We start from the raw sequence: 15,617 nt of genomic DNA, 5'->3' as shown, positions 1-15,617 counted from the left end.
CTGCAAGAAATTTTAAATTTTAAAATTCAGTTCTTTTGAAAAATTTCTTCGAAATTGTAAATTTGCGATAGTATGTATGAGAGCATATCTGGCGTAACATCGAGTTTATAATCGTATTTGGAAATCAAATTTAACTCCAATGCCAAATCGCTAATTTTAAGATTATCTAAAAGCAAATCAGGCGCAAACAAATCTCCATTAAATCTCACCACGCCCTGCTCCCCCGTGTGAATAAGCGCAAAAAGGCTTTTTAGCTCCTCGTATGTTTGCACGCTTTCTAGCGCTCCACTTGGCAAAAGCTCGTTGTGCGAAGCATAAATCGCGAAAATTATCCTATCGCAAAGCTTGTTTAACGCCTCGCTTAGCAAAAGGTGATTTAAGCTCTCGTTTTGGATACACATATCCTCGAAAAGCGACATACGAAAAATTTTAAAATTTCGGTAAAGTTTGCTAGAAATGTCTTGTTCGCGATACGCCGTGCGCTCCCTCATCGTCACTGGGATACCGGATTTTAGGGCGTTGTAATTTAGCAGTGCGTAAAATTTGCAAAATTCCAAAAAATCCAAATCTTCAAAATAAAAGCTCTGCCACTGCGCTTCATAATCTAGGTAAAATCTCAAAATTTTTTTATCTGTGATGATGAGATATCTAGCCTCCTCGTGCTCGCCAAGCCTAGCAAACGCCCTTGGAATAACCAAATTTTTATCAGGGTTTGCTTCGTTTAAAATTTCGATTATCCCTATGACCTTGCCATCATCTATGATATGCGCGCCATAGTCCATAAATTTCATACCCTCATCAGGCAGATATCCCAAACACGCCCCAAAAAGCCCTAGCAAATACTCATCGTTTTTGCGTATCGCGCTAGCCTTTTTGTAAAATTCACAAAACCGCTCCCACGCGATATTTAAATGAAGTCTATCAATATGGGTTTGGGCTTCGATTAAAAGATTGTCGTTGTAAAGTTTCGATCTCATTTTTCTAGTCCAAAAAGTTCTCGTATGCTAACCCCGTCATCTTCGCTAAGCACGCTAAATGCGCTAATACGCGAGATTAGCAATCTATCTTCTGCGATATCAGCCCTATCCTCGCCTATGCTTAGCGAGGTAATCGCCGTTTTGCCAATCACCGCGCGCTCTTTATTCATACGCCTTAGTCCCCAGACATTGTGAAGCACGGCTGGCGCGCCCTCTATCTCGCCTACATAGAGCATTACATGCCCTGGCATATAAATCACGCTCGCATAAGGTTTGGCGTGTGTTTTTATCAAATTTAGCTTCTCGCTCGCACTCAAATTTGCTAGCGAAAATGTCCTTCCGCGCTTTGATTGCGCCTTTGAATTTCTTGGAAGCCAAAGCCCAAAATTCGCCAAAAAATCCTTTGTCAGTAGCGAGCAATCGCGCAGCAGTTTGTATCCGCCCCAGCCGTATTTTTGCCCTATCAGACTTGCGCTGATTAGTTTTGCGTTTTCGCTATTAAGCTCGGCTGGCCAAATTCTGGCAAATTTATCCTCCACAAAATACGCTCTCACGCCCTCTTTGCTAATCATCTTGCCACCATATAGCCCGCCACCAGCGAAATCATACGGCAAAATCGTCCCCGTGCGCGCTCTAAAAATTTCACGCCTACTCTCGTCATAAATCGGCGCATTATCTTGCAAAATCGCTATAAATTTAGAATTTTTATACGCATTAGCGCCGTTTATCCCCATTTCTTGCACATCGCTAGCCTTCACCCAGCCCCACACGCCGTCATTTTGCACGAACGCCCAGACGCCGTCTTTGCTAAAATGCGAGATAAAAAGCGGGTATCCCACGCCAAGAGCCGAATTTGCCGCATAATCAAAAGGCTCGCCCTCGCCCGGCTCGCTAGGATCGCCAAAAATCGGCATATCGCTTGGGATATTTCGCAAAAGCGTGTTTTTTATAGTGATTGCTGGGATATTTACGCTACCAAGGGCTTTTTTGTTTGCATTTTCGTGCATGGCATCATACACAGCTTGCGGGTAGATGTTTCCCCCTAGATCAAAGTGCCTGCCCTTAGCGTAGTTTAGCCCCCAAAATGCGTCTTTTGGGCTAGCGGTGATTTTTTCAGCGTCCCAAACGCGAAAATACCTTTCCTTAAAATTCTCCCCACTTGCCCTACTTTCGGCGCTCACAGGCGGCAAAATTTCTGCACTTTGCTCGAATTCTAACGCCAAAACCTCTGGATTTTCGGGGATAAATTTGGATTTTTGTGGCGCGTGTGAGGCACAACCAGCCAAAATCCACATAAATGTTATAAATATTAAAATTTGCCTTCTCAAAACTGCTACCTTTAAAAATTTTTGGCTATAATTTTGCCAAAAAACAGGATAAAATTTGATTAATTTCGTATCACAAAAGCTCAAATCACAAAATGTATTTATCACAGGCGGTGGCGGTGTAGGCAAAAGCTATGTCGTCAAAGGCGTCATCGAAGAGTTTCGCACTCACGGCAAAATCGTCATCGTGCTAGGCTCAACCGGCATTAGTGCCGTAGAAATCGGCGGTGTAACCTTGCATAGTTTTTTTAAATTTGGCATTAGCAAAAATTTCGAAGAGTTAAAAAAGTTAGACCGCTCGCAAAAAGCCAAAATAACTGAACTTAACAAAATTCTCTCAATTACTGATTTAATCGTGCTTGATGAAATTTCAATGGTCGGTGCTGATGTCTTTGAGATGATCGAATACCGCCTCGTAAAGTCCAAATTTAGCGGTCATTTGCTAGTAACGGGAGATTTTTATCAGCTCCCGCCAGTCGTCAAAAAAGACGAGCTAAGTGCTAGCAAACAAGGCTCGCTTTTGCGTATGAGCGAGTATGCCTTTGGCACGCACGCATGGGAGACGATGAAGTTTTTATACATAGAAATGTTAGGTTCTAAGCGCACGGACGATGAGAGTTTGTATGAAATTTTATCGCAAATCAGGCTTGGCAAAATTAGCGAAAATTTAGCCAAATTTTTGGCGAATTTAATCACTCCGCGCGAGAGTTTAGACGATAATGCGACCATAATCTCTGGGCGAAATGCCGAGGTCGATGCGATAAACGAAGCTAAGCTAGCCGCGCTAGATTCACAGCTGTATCTATGCGAGGGGCTGTGCGAAATCCACGAAAACTCTTACGATGATAATAAAATTGCAAAATGGCTAAATTCGCTAAATTTAAGCCAATCCCTGCGCCTAAAAGTCGGCGCAAAAGTGCTTTTTACGATGAATAAATCAGGCGAGTTTTACAACGGCGAAAGTGGCGTGGTAGAAAATATCGAGTTAAATGGCTTTGGCGAAATCGAATCTATCGTAGTGCGCAAAAAATCAGGCGCCTTCGTGCGAGTCGAGCGCGCGGGGTATGATTACAGCGAGATTAGAGCGGATGAGGACGAGGCGAGCGATTTTTTAATCGCGCGGTATTATCAATTCCCGCTAAAACTCGCCTACGCAATCACAATCCACAAATCCCAGGGCATGAGTATCGAAAACCTAGCCTGCGATATAGATAGGATTTTTGCCAACGGCCAGCTTTATGTCGCGCTCTCACGCGCCACGAGCCTAAATGGCTTAAAAATCCTCTACACGCGCAAAGAGGGGCTTTACACCTACCTTTCGCGCATAGTCAAAATCGACAAAGCAGTGGTGAAATTTTACGAAGAAAATGAATTTTTTAAAATTTATAATCAAATTTTGTGAAATTTTGCATTAGATTTTAAATTTATTACGGTGCTCATTAGCCTTTGTGGTGAGTAAGGATACTCGCGTTACGAGATTAAATTCAAAAAATAGCTTCTTTTACTATTTCGTTGATATCATATACAAATAAACTAAAATATTCACTATTACAATTCCAAATAGATAAAAAACAGGTTTATAAATATGAACTTGCGATATTCCGTAACTAGCGACATAGCCACAATAATAGCAATATGAAATTATAAAACTTAACCACATAAAAAGCATGGTAATTTTTAATAACTTTATGAGTATTTTTTTGTATGCAACTCGTTTAAAAAATGCAGAAATTAAAATTCCAAACAATGAAATTATCATCAAAAACCATGTGAAAAAAACAAATAAAATAACCTGAAACGGCATATATAAAAATAATTCGTATGGGATTATATAGCCTAAAATCATCTCTACAATATCTAACATAGTTTTTCCTTGAAATCCAAATTTTAAGCACCGTAGAGCGGAGATACTTGCTTGTCGATATGCCAAACAAGAATTTCTGCCACGCCAAATCAAACAAAATCAAAAAACAAAATTCCGGCGCAGTATTTCTGGATTGCGAAGCGAAATTTTAGAATTTTGAATTTTAAAAATTTGATTAAATTTGCCAAATTTTGCCCAAATTTAAAGAAAATTCGAGCAAAATTTCAAAGCAAAATTATAAAAGCCCAGCTTGTTCTTTTAGGTGTTTGGCGTAGCGTTCGCGAATTAGCGGGGTAAATTTGCCGATTTTGCCGCCATTTATCGGCTTGCCGTCAGCTTTAATGACAGGGATTGCCATCAAAGAAGCTGCGCTGATGAAAACCTCGTCCGCGCCATAGACTTCCTCCATGCTAAACGCCCTTTGCTCGACTTTTAGCCCAAGCTCGCCCGCAAAGCCCAAAATCACCTTGCGTCTAATGCCCGGCAAAATGTCGTGCGATAGCGGCCTAGTAATCAAAACGCCGTCTTTTATGATAAACGCACTCGAACTCGAACACTCAGTCACCAAGCCGTCTTCTACCAAAAAGCACTCGAAAGCCCCAGCCTTGTGCGCTAGGTGCTTTGAGATACACTGCGCTAGAAGCGAGATTGATTTGATATCGCGTCTATGCCAGCGGATCTCAGGCAGGCTTACGATTTCGATACCTTTGGTGCCAAGGGGATTATCGAAAATCACTTTCGAAAAGGCATAGGCAAACACGGTCGGCTTAGTATCGGTATAGTCGAAATCCCTAAACGCAGCACCACGGGTGATTTGCGTATAAACCACGCCCTCTTTAACGCCGTTTTTGGCGATGACTTCGTTTAAAAACGCCTCGTATTCTTCATGAGTATATGGGATTTTAAGCTCGATTTGTGCGACAGAATTTTCAAATCTCTCCCAGAAATCGGCTTTATCGCAAATTTTGCCATTTATCACAGGCGCAGCCTCATAAATGCCGTCCCCTAGCATGAAACCGCGGTCAAATGGGCTTATCGCAGCGTCTTTGGCACGCACGATTTCGCCATTGATATAGACAAAATCATCGTTATTCATATTAGCTATCTCAAACATTACGCTCTCCTTAAATTTAAAAGGTGATTTTATCTTATAAAAATTAAAATTCAGATATAATGGCGCCAAATTTGACAAGGAAAAAAGATGAATAAAAACTGCAAAGACAAAATTTTAAATATTATGTTTCATATCTCGGATAAACCTGTGCTTTTTCGCGATTTGTTGGAGGCAAACGCTGAGTTTAACGACGGCATGCTAGTAGATCCTGCTAAGCTAAATTTCAGATTTAATTATGGTCGCTCGTATGCGATTTTTGGGACATTTGCCTTTGTTTTCGTGATGTTTGCCATAGGCATTACTCACCTGCTTTTTACCAAAATCGACTTTCACTTTTCGATACTTTTTACCATTTTGCTGACCTCTGCTGTGTTTATCGGATTTGACTGCTTTAAGGCATGGGGACGCAAGGAAATCACTAAAAATTTAATCCAAAAAGCTTGGGCAAATCACTTTTTGTATTTTCCATACGAAAAATACTCCAAACCTGTCGAAAAAATCTACAACGAAGCCCTTAAAAACGATATCGCCAAACGAGATTTAGAACAATATGTCCTAAATAAAATAGTCGAAATCAACCCAGAAGAATAAAATTTTAGAATTTGAGATATTTTGATATATTGACAATTATCGAAATGTATGATAAAATCTCTCAATTTTAAAAAAGGTAAAAAATGAAAATTGATGTAGTTGAAATTTGCAAAGCACTAAACAACGAAACTAGACTAAATATCCTTAACTGGCTCAAAAACCCTGACGCGAATTTCCCGCCACAAGGCAGTTCGCTTGGCGAAGTAGTCGATCTAAAAGGTGGCGTGTGCGTCAGCAGTATCCAAGAAAAGGCAGGTCTGTCGCCCTCTACCGTGTCAAACTACCTCGATATACTCCAAAGAGCTGGGCTTTTGCTCTGCGAAAGACACGGCAAATGGACATATTATCGTAGAAACGAAGAGACGATAAAAGAGCTAGCTAGCTACATAATCAAAGAGTTGTAACCCAAATTTTATAAATTTTCAAATTTTGCTTTTTTTAAATTTATATTTCGAAAATCATAAAAATATCGAATTTTAAAAATAAGGAGAAAAAATGAACTACAATGGCACAATCTACCGCCCACCAGTGGAGGCAAACACCCTTTTACTCCCCATTACCGAGGGCTGTTCGCACAACTCTTGCTCGTATTGCAATATGTATGCAAATGTGAAATTTCGTATGCTAAGCCTTGCGCAGGTCGAGGAATTTTTAGCCGAAATCGTCAAATTTCACAGCTCTTACGCGAGGGAAGCGACGCGCATTTACCTAGTAGGCGGCGATCCATTTGCGCTAGGAACGAAAAAACTTTTAGCGCGAATCGAGCTAATCAAAAAATATTTGCCAAATATCAAAACTATCACGATGTATGCTAGGATCGATAACATCGCCACCAAAAGCGACGAGGAATTAATCGCGCTAAAAGAGGCTGGCGTAGATGATTTATACATCGGCATAGAAAGCGGTCTTAACGCCGCAATGCGAAATTTAGGTAAAGGTTACGACGCAGATGATAGCAAAACTCAGTGCCTAAGGCTAAATAAAATCGGCATTTCACATTGTGATTTGCTTATGCTTGGCACGGCTGGGCGTGGCATGGCAAGCGAGTCTGCACGAGCAATGGCGAGGTTAGAAAACGAAATCAAACCAAGCAAAATTTTGCTAAACACAATGACCGCGTTTAAAGATACGAGGCTAAATGAGCAAATTTTAAACGGCGAATTTATCCCAGCCAGTGAAAAGGAAATTTTAGAAGAAGAGCGCGAGTTTATCGCAAATTTGGATCTTGAAGGCACATATTTTTGGGCATTGCACCCGTTTGATAGCGTGAGAATTGACGGCATGCTTAACACTCACAAAGAAAAAATGCTAAGCAAACTAGACTTTGCAATCAAAACTATCGGTGAGAAAAATATAAGCAGAGTGTCGATTGACGGAAGATTATAAAGGAGATACCAAGCGTTTTTGGCGCACCAAAACGGATATTTTTGCAGGCGCAGACGGCTTTGCGGCTAGTTACGATACGCTAATGAGAGTCGCCGAACTGCTTCACAAATATGTCCCAAGTGTGGAAAGTATCGGTGGATACGCTAGAATCGATAATTTCTACGACAAAAGCGCCGAGCAGATTCGAAATTTAGCCGCCGCAGGGTTTGCAGACCCATACAAAGGAAAATTTGCTAGCTTACATTAAAGAATTTATGCAAAACAGCGATGAAAAGAAGCTTAGCCAGTATCGCAAAATGATAGTTAGGGCGTTTTGAAATTTAGGCAAATTTGCGTTTTTGCAAATTTGTCGCGAATTTAAAATTCAAGCTCTCTTATGCTTTGCCCCATTTTGTTGTATTTTTTCTTAAATTCCAACGGATACTCGAATTCTAGGGCTGTTGCGCCGTTTTTGCCGATACGCACAAACCTGCCAAATGGCACGCCATTTTCATCTACCACAGAGCAAATTAGGGTTTTGTTATCATCTGCGATTATGCTTTTTATAATTTTTACAATCCCGCCAGCAGGGGCGAAATACGCCGAAGTACCAAGCAGGCTAACGACGCTTTTGCCACTATTTAGGGTATTTTGCGAGGCAGTGTTTAAATCAGCGGGCGAAATTTTAGCGTTTATCTCGTCCTTTAAAATCACCATTTCATCGTTGTGAGTGCCTACCACTGGGGCATTTAGAGCAGAAATTTTATCCCCGCTAAATTTCGCAATCTCAAATTTCAGCCTCGCACTATCTAGCTCGCCAGCCATGCCGATAACGCGACTAGGCGCGAAATTGCTTGCTTTTTGCGCGCACAAAACCATTAAATCAAGTGGATTTGTTACGATGATGATTATCGCATTAGGGGCGAATTTAGCTGTGTTCCTCGCGCACTCGCTCACGATTTTGGCATTTGATTTAAGCAAATCTTCCCTGCTTTGCCCCGCTTTTCGCGTAAGCCCAGCCGTGATTACGACGATATCCGCCCCCTCTAAAAGCTCTGGCTCGCTTCCAGCGCACACTTTCACATCGCACTCGCAAAGGCTCGCTAAATGCGCCAAATCCAGCGCCTTACCGCGCGCGATGTTTTCTGCGATATCCACAAGCGCAATTTCGCTGAAAAACCCAGCTAAATTTTCATTTACAATCACATTGTTTGCGACATTTGCGCCGATATTTCCAGCTCCGATTATTGCTATTTTCATTAAATTTCCTCTATGATTTTGTTTAAAATTTTGCTTGGGCGCATGATTTTTTGCATTTTGTCAAATTCCAGCATAAAATATCCGCCAAAATCCACGCCTTTGCCCTGCCCTGCGTTTAATTCATCTAAAATTTGCGCCTCGTTTTCGCTAAATTTTGCATAAATTTGCTCGAATTTTGGCTCGAATTTTGCCAATTCTTCCGCCCAAAATTTAGCCAAAAAATAGTGGCTTGCGCGAATATCATTTTGCCCTACTTCACGGCTTGGGGATTTTGCTTCATTTAAATATCTAAAAATAGCCGCATTTAGCGCATTTGCTAGGGTTTTTGCTTTTTTGTTTTGCTCTTTTTGCGCTACAAATTCCAGCGCCTCACACAGCGCCATAAACTCGCCCAAACTATCCCAACTAAGGTGATTTTGCTCCCTCATCATAGCCACCAAATCCGGCGCAGTCCCACCAGCACCCGTCTCAAACATCGCTCCACCCTCCAAAAGTGGCACGATTGAGAGCATTTTCGCGCTACTTCCAAGCTCCAAAATCGGGTATAAATCGGTCAAATAATCGCGCAAAATATTGCCCGTAGCGCTTATGACATTTTGCCCGCTTCGAATAATCTCGTTTGTTTTGATTACGGCTTTATATGGATCTAAAATTTCAAAATTTGCGCCCTTAAATTCGGCATTTTGAGCGATTTGGCTTAGCAAAATTTCTTTTATATTTCTATCGTGCGCCCTAGCCTCATCTAGCCAAAAAATCAGCCTCTCGCCACTGATTTTAGCGCGCGAAAACGCCAAATTTACCCAGTTTTTAATCGCTTTTTCTTTGGTTTGCGTCATGCGAAAAATATCGCCTTTTTGCAAATCATACGCAAAAACCACTTCGCCATTTTCGCTCACTACCTCAATACGCCCGTCATTTTCCACGATAAAGGTCTTATCGTGCGAGCCGTATTCTTCGGCTTTTTGCGCCATTAATCCCACATTTGCCACGGCTCCGATTTTAGCAGGGTCCAAAAACCCATGCGCCCTCAAATCCTCAATCATCGCCTCGTAAATTTTAGCGTAGCTTCTATCAGGGATCGCCGCCATTGCTTCGCGCATTTGCCCGCCTTTGGTGCGTAGCTTCCCGCCGTTTCGTATCATCGCAGGCATCGAAGCGTCGATTATAACCAAATTTGGCATATCGAAATTTGTCGTATTTTCGTCGATGTGATAAATTTCGGGCAAATTTGCAAACGCTTCGTCAAATTTAGCCTTGATTTGGGCGAAATTTGGCGAATTTTTTATTTTTTCAAAGACCCCTTTTAGCCCGTCGTTTGCATTTATGCCTAATTTCGCAAATTCTTCTTTAAATTCAGCGAAAACTCCCTTAAATAGCACGCTCACAAATCGTCCGAAAATAACAGGATCGCTTACCTTCATCATCGTAGCCTTCAAATGCGCGCTATACACTAGCCCGCTTTGCTTGGCTTTTTGCGCACTAGCGGCGATAAAATTATCTAGCTCGCTCACGCTCATAAACGCGCTATCTACGACCTCGCCAGCTTCGATTTTTAGGGTTTTTAGGCAGGTTTTCTCTCCACTAGCGCAAGTGAAATTTATGCTTAAATTTGCACCATTAGCGAAAATTTTCGATTTTTCAGAAGCGTAAAAATCGCCCCCGCTCATGCTTGCCACGCAGGTTTGCTCGCTCCCGCTCCACTGGGCACTCCACACAGGATTTGCCCTAGCGTAGTCTTTGACGCTTTTTGCGGCGCGTCTGTCTGAGTTGCCCTCACGAAGGACTGGATTTACCGCGCTTCCTAGCACCTTTGCATAACGGGCTTTGATAGATTTTTCCTCGTCGTTTTGCGCGTTATCAGGATAGTTTGGCAAAGCATAACCCTTCGCTTGAAGCTCGCTAATGCAGGCTTTAAGCTGTGGAAGCGAGGCTGAAATATTTGGTAGTTTTATGATGTTTGCGTCGCTATTTTTGGTCAAATTTGCCAAAAACGCCAAATCATCGCTAGTTTTTTGCTCCTCGCTTAAATACTCGCTAAAATTTGCCAAAACCCTGCTAGCAAGCGAAATATCAGCCGTTTTTACCTCGATATTTTCTGAGCGCAAAAATGCCCCAATTATCGGTAGTAGCGAGTGTGTGGCTATGGCTGGGGATTCGTCCGTGTAAGTGTAGTAAATCGCCATAATCTCTCCTTTTTGTTATTTTGCATTTCGCGCGGCTCTGACATTGCGCTCGTGCTCGGCCTGCGATTTAGCGAAATCGTGCAAGCCTGTTTTTTTATTTCGCATGAAATATAAAAATTCAGTGCTTGCTGGCGCAAAGACCGCTTTTATCGCATTTGGCGAGACCACGCACACAGGCTCGTGTGGCAGGCCATCATTTAGATATGTATTGTAATGGCTAGTATCGGTGCGGATACGCGCTGGCGTAACCCTAGTGTGCGAATACAGCCCGTAATTTAGCGTGCCGTCCATTTGAAGTCGCATGCCAATTTTTAGGCGGTTTTCAATCACTGAGGCTACAATTGGCATTTCAGCAGTATTTGCTGCTTCTTTTTGTATAATCGAAGCCTTGATTAGCGCCTCTTTATAGGCTGTATCGTTGCAATCGACGCAGTGTTTTTCTCTAAATTCGGCGTGAAATTTACTCGCACTCGCACTTAAAATTTTAATGATATTTTTTTCGTTTTCGTTTTTATTGATTTTATAGGTCTCAGGCACCAAAAATCCCTCATAAAACGGCGCAGTTGCGTTGTATTCGCTCTCTAAAATTTCAAAACTTAACGCACGGGATTTGGCTAAATTTTGCAAAAATACTATCGTGGTCTCGCCAGGAATCAGCTTGATTTCGTTCATCACAGGCTTTGCGTGAGCTAGCTCGTATAAAAATCTATATTTTGGTAAATTTTCCGCGCTAAGCTCCAATTCACCGGTTTTTGCGCCACCATAAAGCGAGAGAAGTCTAGCGTGAGTCTTGCCAAATCTCGCCCCGGTCCCCAGCGAGGATAGGATTTTTACCGCGCTTCCTTGCCCTACTGCGACGATTTTTGGGTTTTGCGCGCTTTGGTGAAAATCCCAGAAAATAACTGCTACGAAAATTAGTAAAATTTCAACTACAAAAGATAAAAAACGGATAAGCCTGCCCAAAGATTGCATAATTTTCCTTAATCAAATTTTGCGAAATTATACGAAAATAAGCCCAAATTTTGCCTAAATTTTATATTATACGCACAAATTTATTTAGCCAAAAGTTTGGAGAGCGTGTGATACGAAAGATAATCTACGGATTTTTTACCATTTTGCTTTTACTTTTTATGAGTGGAATTATCTTTATAAAAACAGGGGTAAAAATCGATAAATTTGAGAATAAATTCGTCAAAATCGAGGGATTTTTTTTAAAGCTTGAAAACAATCTAATCTTGCGCGTAAAAGATCTGCAAATCAACAAAAAAGAGCTCTCAGACGCAAATCCTACGCCAAAAACCCCAGCCGAACTTAGGGAAAAAAACGAAAAACTCATCGAATATAGCAAGAAATTTACCCTTGCGATGAAATTTTTCGAGGAAATTAATATCCAAAATTTGCGCATTGGCGAGGATAAAATCGAGGTTTTATACCACAATGATATATTTTTCATCGACACTCGCTATTTTCGCATAAACGCAGGTCTTAGCCAGCTTAGCAACGGACTAAAAGTAAGCGTAAATGAAATCTCGCTCAAAGATTTCAACGCCACGCTTAAAGGCGAGGCTAGCGCGAATTTCAAATCTAGCATTTATGATTTTAACGGCACATTTGCTTCGCATGAAATCTCAGGCGAAATTTCTGCGCTAAATATAGGCTCGAATTTAAATTTAGAAGTTTCAAATGCCCACGCCACGAGCCTAAAACGCTTTATGGACGAGCTTGGCGCGCTCACAGGCCTCAATCCTCACGCCAAAGAGTGGATTTACGGGCTAGTCGTAGCGCAGAAATACTACATCGACACCCTAAAAATCGCCATTGATTTGGACGATCCCCACGCCGATGAGAAGCGCATTTTCGCAAGAGCTAGCGCGCAGGATTTAAATGTGAGCTTTGCTAGCACCGTTTCGCCAGTTATCGCTGATTGCGCTGATATCACGCTAGAAGATGGCACGCTAGATATCGCTATCGGCAATCCGACCTTTAATGGCATTAGCCTTGATGGCTCCGGGGTGAAAATCAAGCAAATTTTTAGCGGAGAGCCGATTGTCGCGCTGGATTTGCGCACCAAAGAAAATATCGGCAAGGATTTGATTGATATTTTAGCATTTTATGGCATAAATGAGCCAGTATATGTCAGCAAGGCCGAGCAAATCGACGCACGAGTGCTAATCGACATCGACCCAGTGCATGAAAGCGCAGCCGTAGATGCAAATGTGAGCCTAAAAAACGGCGAAATTATGATTTCAAAGGCGAAATTTAAAAGCTCGCATGCTAGCGTGCATATCACGGAGAAAAAGCTTGATATCAAAAACTCAAATCTAAAAAACGAAATTTTCAACGCCACAGCGGACGGGAGTATCGATTTTACCACGCGAAAGGCTAAATTTAGCGGAGAGATAAAAAGCTTTAATATCACGGCTGGAGATAATGAAATTTTAAAATTTTCAAATGTCAAAGACAATCTTACGCTCGATTTTAGCGGGGTTGCGCCGATTTTGCACTCGCAGTTTTTAGGTGCGGATATGAGATTTGGCGATAAAATCGACATAAATGTAGCCGAGATAAAAGATCTAATAAATTTTTCCAAAACCCTCAAAACTATCGGAATCACGGGCGGTGATGCGCACATTAGCACGGCTGATTTTTCAAATTTCACAATCACTAGCAAAAATTTGAAATTTGACTTTGGTTTGATAGAAAAAAGTGGCAGGTATTACAATAGCGATAGCATAAATTTAAAGGTCGCAGGAAGCTCGCTAAATGGCGCTACGGGCAACGGCAAGCTAAGTTTTAGTAGTGGCAAGGCTGGCACAAATATCACGCTCAAAGACCTCGATATCATGATAAATACTAGCGTCCAAACCAGCGAATTTAACTCAGGCTCGAATTCTGCGCGCTCGAAATTTAACTTTTCTGGCACAAATTCATCTGTGATTTTAACCGATATGAACAAAACTATCGACTTGGTGTCGTATTCTGGCTCGCTTTCTGGCAAGGATATGAGCCTAAATGCGAAATTCAAGCAAGGCGATTTTAAGCTAATTTTCAAAAAAAGCCTATTTCAAATTTTCGCACAAAATATCAGTGGCAGGGAGCTGAATCAAATCATCGGCTCGCAAAGCTTCGATAGCGGAAATTTCACGCTCAAAGCCAGCGGAATCGATCCGAGAAACTATCGAGGGGAGATTTTGGTCGAAAATACATTTTTGAAAGATTATATCGTCTATCAAAAACTCCTTAGCTTCCTAAACTCCGTCCCTTCGCTTCTGGCTTTCAAAACGCCGGATTTTAATGACCGCGGATTTAGTGTGAAAAACGGCAAAATTTACTTCCGTCGCAGCGAGGATAAAATTTATCTAAACGCGATGCAGTTTGAGGGCACGAGCGCAGATATCGCAGGAAACGGCGAAGTAAATCTAAAATCAGGCGCGCTAAATATTGATTTGGAGCTAAAATATCTCAAAGACGCAAGCTCGATAATCTCGAAAATCCCACTTTTAAATCAAATAATCTTGGGCGAGGATAAGACAATCTCGACTATCATCGAAATTCGAGGCACTATGAGCAAGCCGACCTACTCCACAGCCGTCACCACAGATGTTTTAAAAACCCCATATAATCTCATCAAAAACACGCTAATGTTGCCGTTTGTGATCTTTAAGGACGAGAAATGAAACAACCCCTAGACGCCAAAGAAAATTTCGCCTCTTCGCTACTTTTTTGGATGGCTAAATTCGTCAGGTATAAGCTAAGCTCGCTTTCAAACAAAGAGCTTAAAAACGAGGAGCTGTTTAGCAAAACCATAATGGCACTAGCCAAAAATGTCCCAAATATAGGGGCTCTCTCGGCCCTAGCCAAAGACGCTAGAAACGCGGGACTAACGGGCATTAATACATATTTCAACCCGCTTTTTAAGCTCTATAACGCGCTTTTATCCTACGAGCTAGAAAGTATGAAAAATATCGACGAAGAGCTTTTAAGCGAGGTTTTGGCCTCTATCACGGGAGGGCTAAGCGATGCGAGCAAAAAAAACTACCGAATCGCCGTGATAAACTTTTTTGGCTTCATCGACCGCCAAAACGAAACTGATGGCGCCTCGCACAACTACGGAATAGAGCTTAAAAGCTGGGGCGGCGTGAGCGGAAATCGTGGCGTGAAACTGCCTGAGTTTTTAAGCGAAGATGAAATTTCAAAATTTATCGGCGCGATAAATAGCGCAGATTTTAAGAAATTTACCCATAGAAATAGATTGATTTTAAAGGTGATTATCTACACAGGAATCCGCGTCGGAGAGGCGATAAACCTGCGCCGCAAGGATATCAGCGAGGACGGAGATTTGTATGTATTGCGGATACGAGGCAAGGGAAATAAATACCGCGTCGTAATGATAAAAAAGCGCCTTATCCAGGGCGATTTGGACGCATTGGAAACGAATTTTGCAAACAAAGATGATTATGTCTTTACCAACAAAAAAGGCTCGGCGCTCACGCAGGCTTATATCAGCAGAATCGTAGAAAAACTGCTTTTAAGCGTAGGAATTCGCAAGAAAAAAAACGGCGCGCACATGCTACGCCACACCTTCGCGACCATGCTTTACAAGCGCGAAAAAGATTTGGTGCTAGTCCAAGAAGCCCTAGGGCATGCGAGCCTGAATACCTCGCGCATTTACACGCATTTCGATAATGAAAAACTCCGCCTAGCCGCAATGGTAGCAGAGGATTTCTCTGGCGAGTGAAATTTGGCGTGAAATTTGTGGAATTTGAGCGTGAAATTTTGAAAATTTTGTGATTTGTATTATTGAAATTTTCAAATTTGCTTGATTTGTCATTGCGAGGCGAGTATCGCCGAAGCAATCCAGGGAAATTTAAATCAATTTAAATTCGCACATTTTAAATTCACACTAAATTTTACTGGATTGCTTCGCTTTCTGCGAAA

Annotated in this window: 13 protein-coding genes; 7 read left to right on the top strand and 6 right to left on the bottom strand. The window is 41.8% G+C overall.

The window, feature by feature from the left end:
* Window positions 1–26 precede the first annotated feature (26 nt).
* A complete protein-coding gene (locus OFN98_RS01985; protein WP_270874760.1) occupies window positions 27–977 on the bottom strand; it encodes a hypothetical protein in 951 nt (316 codons plus the stop codon).
* Window positions 974–2,305 (bottom strand): SH3 domain-containing C40 family peptidase, encoded by a 1,332-nt coding sequence (locus OFN98_RS01980; protein ID WP_270874761.1) that lies wholly within the window; start codon window positions 2,303–2,305, stop codon window positions 974–976. Before OFN98_RS01980 ends, OFN98_RS01985 begins: the two co-directional genes overlap by 4 nt.
* 55 nt (window positions 2,306–2,360) lie before the next feature.
* Here OFN98_RS01980 and OFN98_RS01975 point away from each other — a divergent pair, with 55 nt between their 5' ends.
* Window positions 2,361–3,704 (top strand): ATP-dependent DNA helicase, encoded by a 1,344-nt coding sequence (locus OFN98_RS01975; protein ID WP_270874762.1) that lies wholly within the window; start codon window positions 2,361–2,363, stop codon window positions 3,702–3,704.
* A gap of 697 nt (window positions 3,705–4,401) precedes the next feature.
* On the opposite strand, the gene OFN98_RS01970 is transcribed toward OFN98_RS01975, so the two are convergent.
* Window positions 4,402–5,280, bottom strand: a complete 879-nt coding sequence (locus OFN98_RS01970) for an aminotransferase class IV (protein WP_270864883.1) — start codon at window positions 5,278–5,280, stop codon at window positions 4,402–4,404.
* 87 nt (window positions 5,281–5,367) lie between these two features.
* Here OFN98_RS01970 and OFN98_RS01965 point away from each other — a divergent pair, with 87 nt between their 5' ends.
* From OFN98_RS01965 to OFN98_RS01950, 4 genes are all read left to right on the top strand, one after another.
* Window positions 5,368–5,871, top strand: a complete 504-nt coding sequence (locus tag OFN98_RS01965; RefSeq protein ID WP_270858980.1) for a hypothetical protein — start codon at window positions 5,368–5,370, stop codon at window positions 5,869–5,871.
* An 83-nt stretch (window positions 5,872–5,954) separates the two neighbouring features.
* Complete coding sequence (locus OFN98_RS01960) at window positions 5,955–6,275, top strand: ArsR/SmtB family transcription factor (RefSeq protein ID WP_270874763.1); 321 nt, start codon at window positions 5,955–5,957, stop codon at window positions 6,273–6,275.
* Between the two features lie 91 nt (window positions 6,276–6,366).
* The gene (locus OFN98_RS01955; protein ID WP_270874764.1) at window positions 6,367–7,257 is read left to right on the top strand and encodes a radical SAM protein; all 891 of its coding nucleotides are present in this window, start codon (window positions 6,367–6,369) and stop codon (window positions 7,255–7,257) included.
* Window positions 7,241–7,504 (top strand): hypothetical protein, encoded by a 264-nt coding sequence (locus OFN98_RS01950; RefSeq protein ID WP_270874765.1) that lies wholly within the window; start codon window positions 7,241–7,243, stop codon window positions 7,502–7,504. The genes OFN98_RS01955 and OFN98_RS01950 overlap by 17 nt, the downstream gene beginning before the upstream one ends.
* A 110-nt stretch (window positions 7,505–7,614) precedes the next feature.
* On the opposite strand, the gene OFN98_RS01945 is transcribed toward OFN98_RS01950, so the two are convergent.
* Genes OFN98_RS01945 through mltG form a run of 3 tightly spaced genes read right to left on the bottom strand, consistent with a single transcriptional unit; the run spans window position 7,615 to window position 11,651 of the window.
* Complete coding sequence (locus tag OFN98_RS01945) at window positions 7,615–8,496, bottom strand: lactate/malate family dehydrogenase (protein ID WP_270874766.1); 882 nt, start codon at window positions 8,494–8,496, stop codon at window positions 7,615–7,617.
* Window positions 8,496–10,679 carry an NADP-dependent isocitrate dehydrogenase gene (locus tag OFN98_RS01940; protein ID WP_270874767.1) on the bottom strand — a complete coding sequence of 728 codons (2,184 nt, stop codon included), beginning with the start codon at window positions 10,677–10,679 and terminating at the stop codon, window positions 8,496–8,498. Before OFN98_RS01940 ends, OFN98_RS01945 begins: the two co-directional genes overlap by 1 nt.
* A gap of 15 nt (window positions 10,680–10,694) precedes the next feature.
* Window positions 10,695–11,651 (bottom strand): endolytic transglycosylase MltG, encoded by a 957-nt coding sequence (mltG, locus tag OFN98_RS01935; protein WP_270874768.1) that lies wholly within the window; start codon window positions 11,649–11,651, stop codon window positions 10,695–10,697.
* Between the two features lie 107 nt (window positions 11,652–11,758).
* Here mltG and OFN98_RS01930 point away from each other — a divergent pair, with 107 nt between their 5' ends.
* Window positions 11,759–14,356, top strand: a complete 2,598-nt coding sequence (locus OFN98_RS01930; protein ID WP_270874769.1) for a YhdP family protein — start codon at window positions 11,759–11,761, stop codon at window positions 14,354–14,356.
* Window positions 14,353–15,417 carry a tyrosine-type recombinase/integrase gene (locus OFN98_RS01925; protein WP_270874770.1) on the top strand — a complete coding sequence of 355 codons (1,065 nt, stop codon included), beginning with the start codon at window positions 14,353–14,355 and terminating at the stop codon, window positions 15,415–15,417. Before OFN98_RS01930 ends, OFN98_RS01925 begins: the two co-directional genes overlap by 4 nt.
* The last annotated feature ends 200 nt before the right edge of the window (window positions 15,418–15,617 follow it).

It is taken from the genome of Campylobacter sp. JMF_15 NE4 (genome assembly GCF_027737645.1).
Taxonomy (GTDB): Bacteria; Campylobacterota; Campylobacteria; order Campylobacterales; family Campylobacteraceae; genus Campylobacter_B.
Note: the sequence above shows the minus strand (reverse complement) of the source record. Positions and strands in the feature narration are given on the sequence as shown.

Excerpts from the sequence above, each read along its gene's own strand:
- OFN98_RS01955 (WP_270874764.1), top strand. The coding sequence starts at position 6,367 with ATGAACTACAATGGCACAATCTACCGCCCACCAGTGGAGGCAAACACC.
- OFN98_RS01960 (WP_270874763.1), top strand. The coding sequence starts at position 5,955 with ATGAAAATTGATGTAGTTGAAATTTGCAAAGCACTAAACAACGAAACT.
- mltG (WP_270874768.1), bottom strand. The coding sequence starts at position 11,651 with ATGCAATCTTTGGGCAGGCTTATCCGTTTTTTATCTTTTGTAGTTGAA.
- OFN98_RS01965 (WP_270858980.1), top strand. The coding sequence starts at position 5,368 with ATGAATAAAAACTGCAAAGACAAAATTTTAAATATTATGTTTCATATC.
- OFN98_RS01925 (WP_270874770.1), top strand. The coding sequence starts at position 14,353 with ATGAAACAACCCCTAGACGCCAAAGAAAATTTCGCCTCTTCGCTACTT.
- OFN98_RS01985 (WP_270874760.1), bottom strand. The coding sequence starts at position 977 with ATGAGATCGAAACTTTACAACGACAATCTTTTAATCGAAGCCCAAACC.
- OFN98_RS01940 (WP_270874767.1), bottom strand. The coding sequence starts at position 10,679 with ATGGCGATTTACTACACTTACACGGACGAATCCCCAGCCATAGCCACA.
- OFN98_RS01945 (WP_270874766.1), bottom strand. The coding sequence starts at position 8,496 with ATGAAAATAGCAATAATCGGAGCTGGAAATATCGGCGCAAATGTCGCA.
- OFN98_RS01970 (WP_270864883.1), bottom strand. The coding sequence starts at position 5,280 with ATGTTTGAGATAGCTAATATGAATAACGATGATTTTGTCTATATCAAT.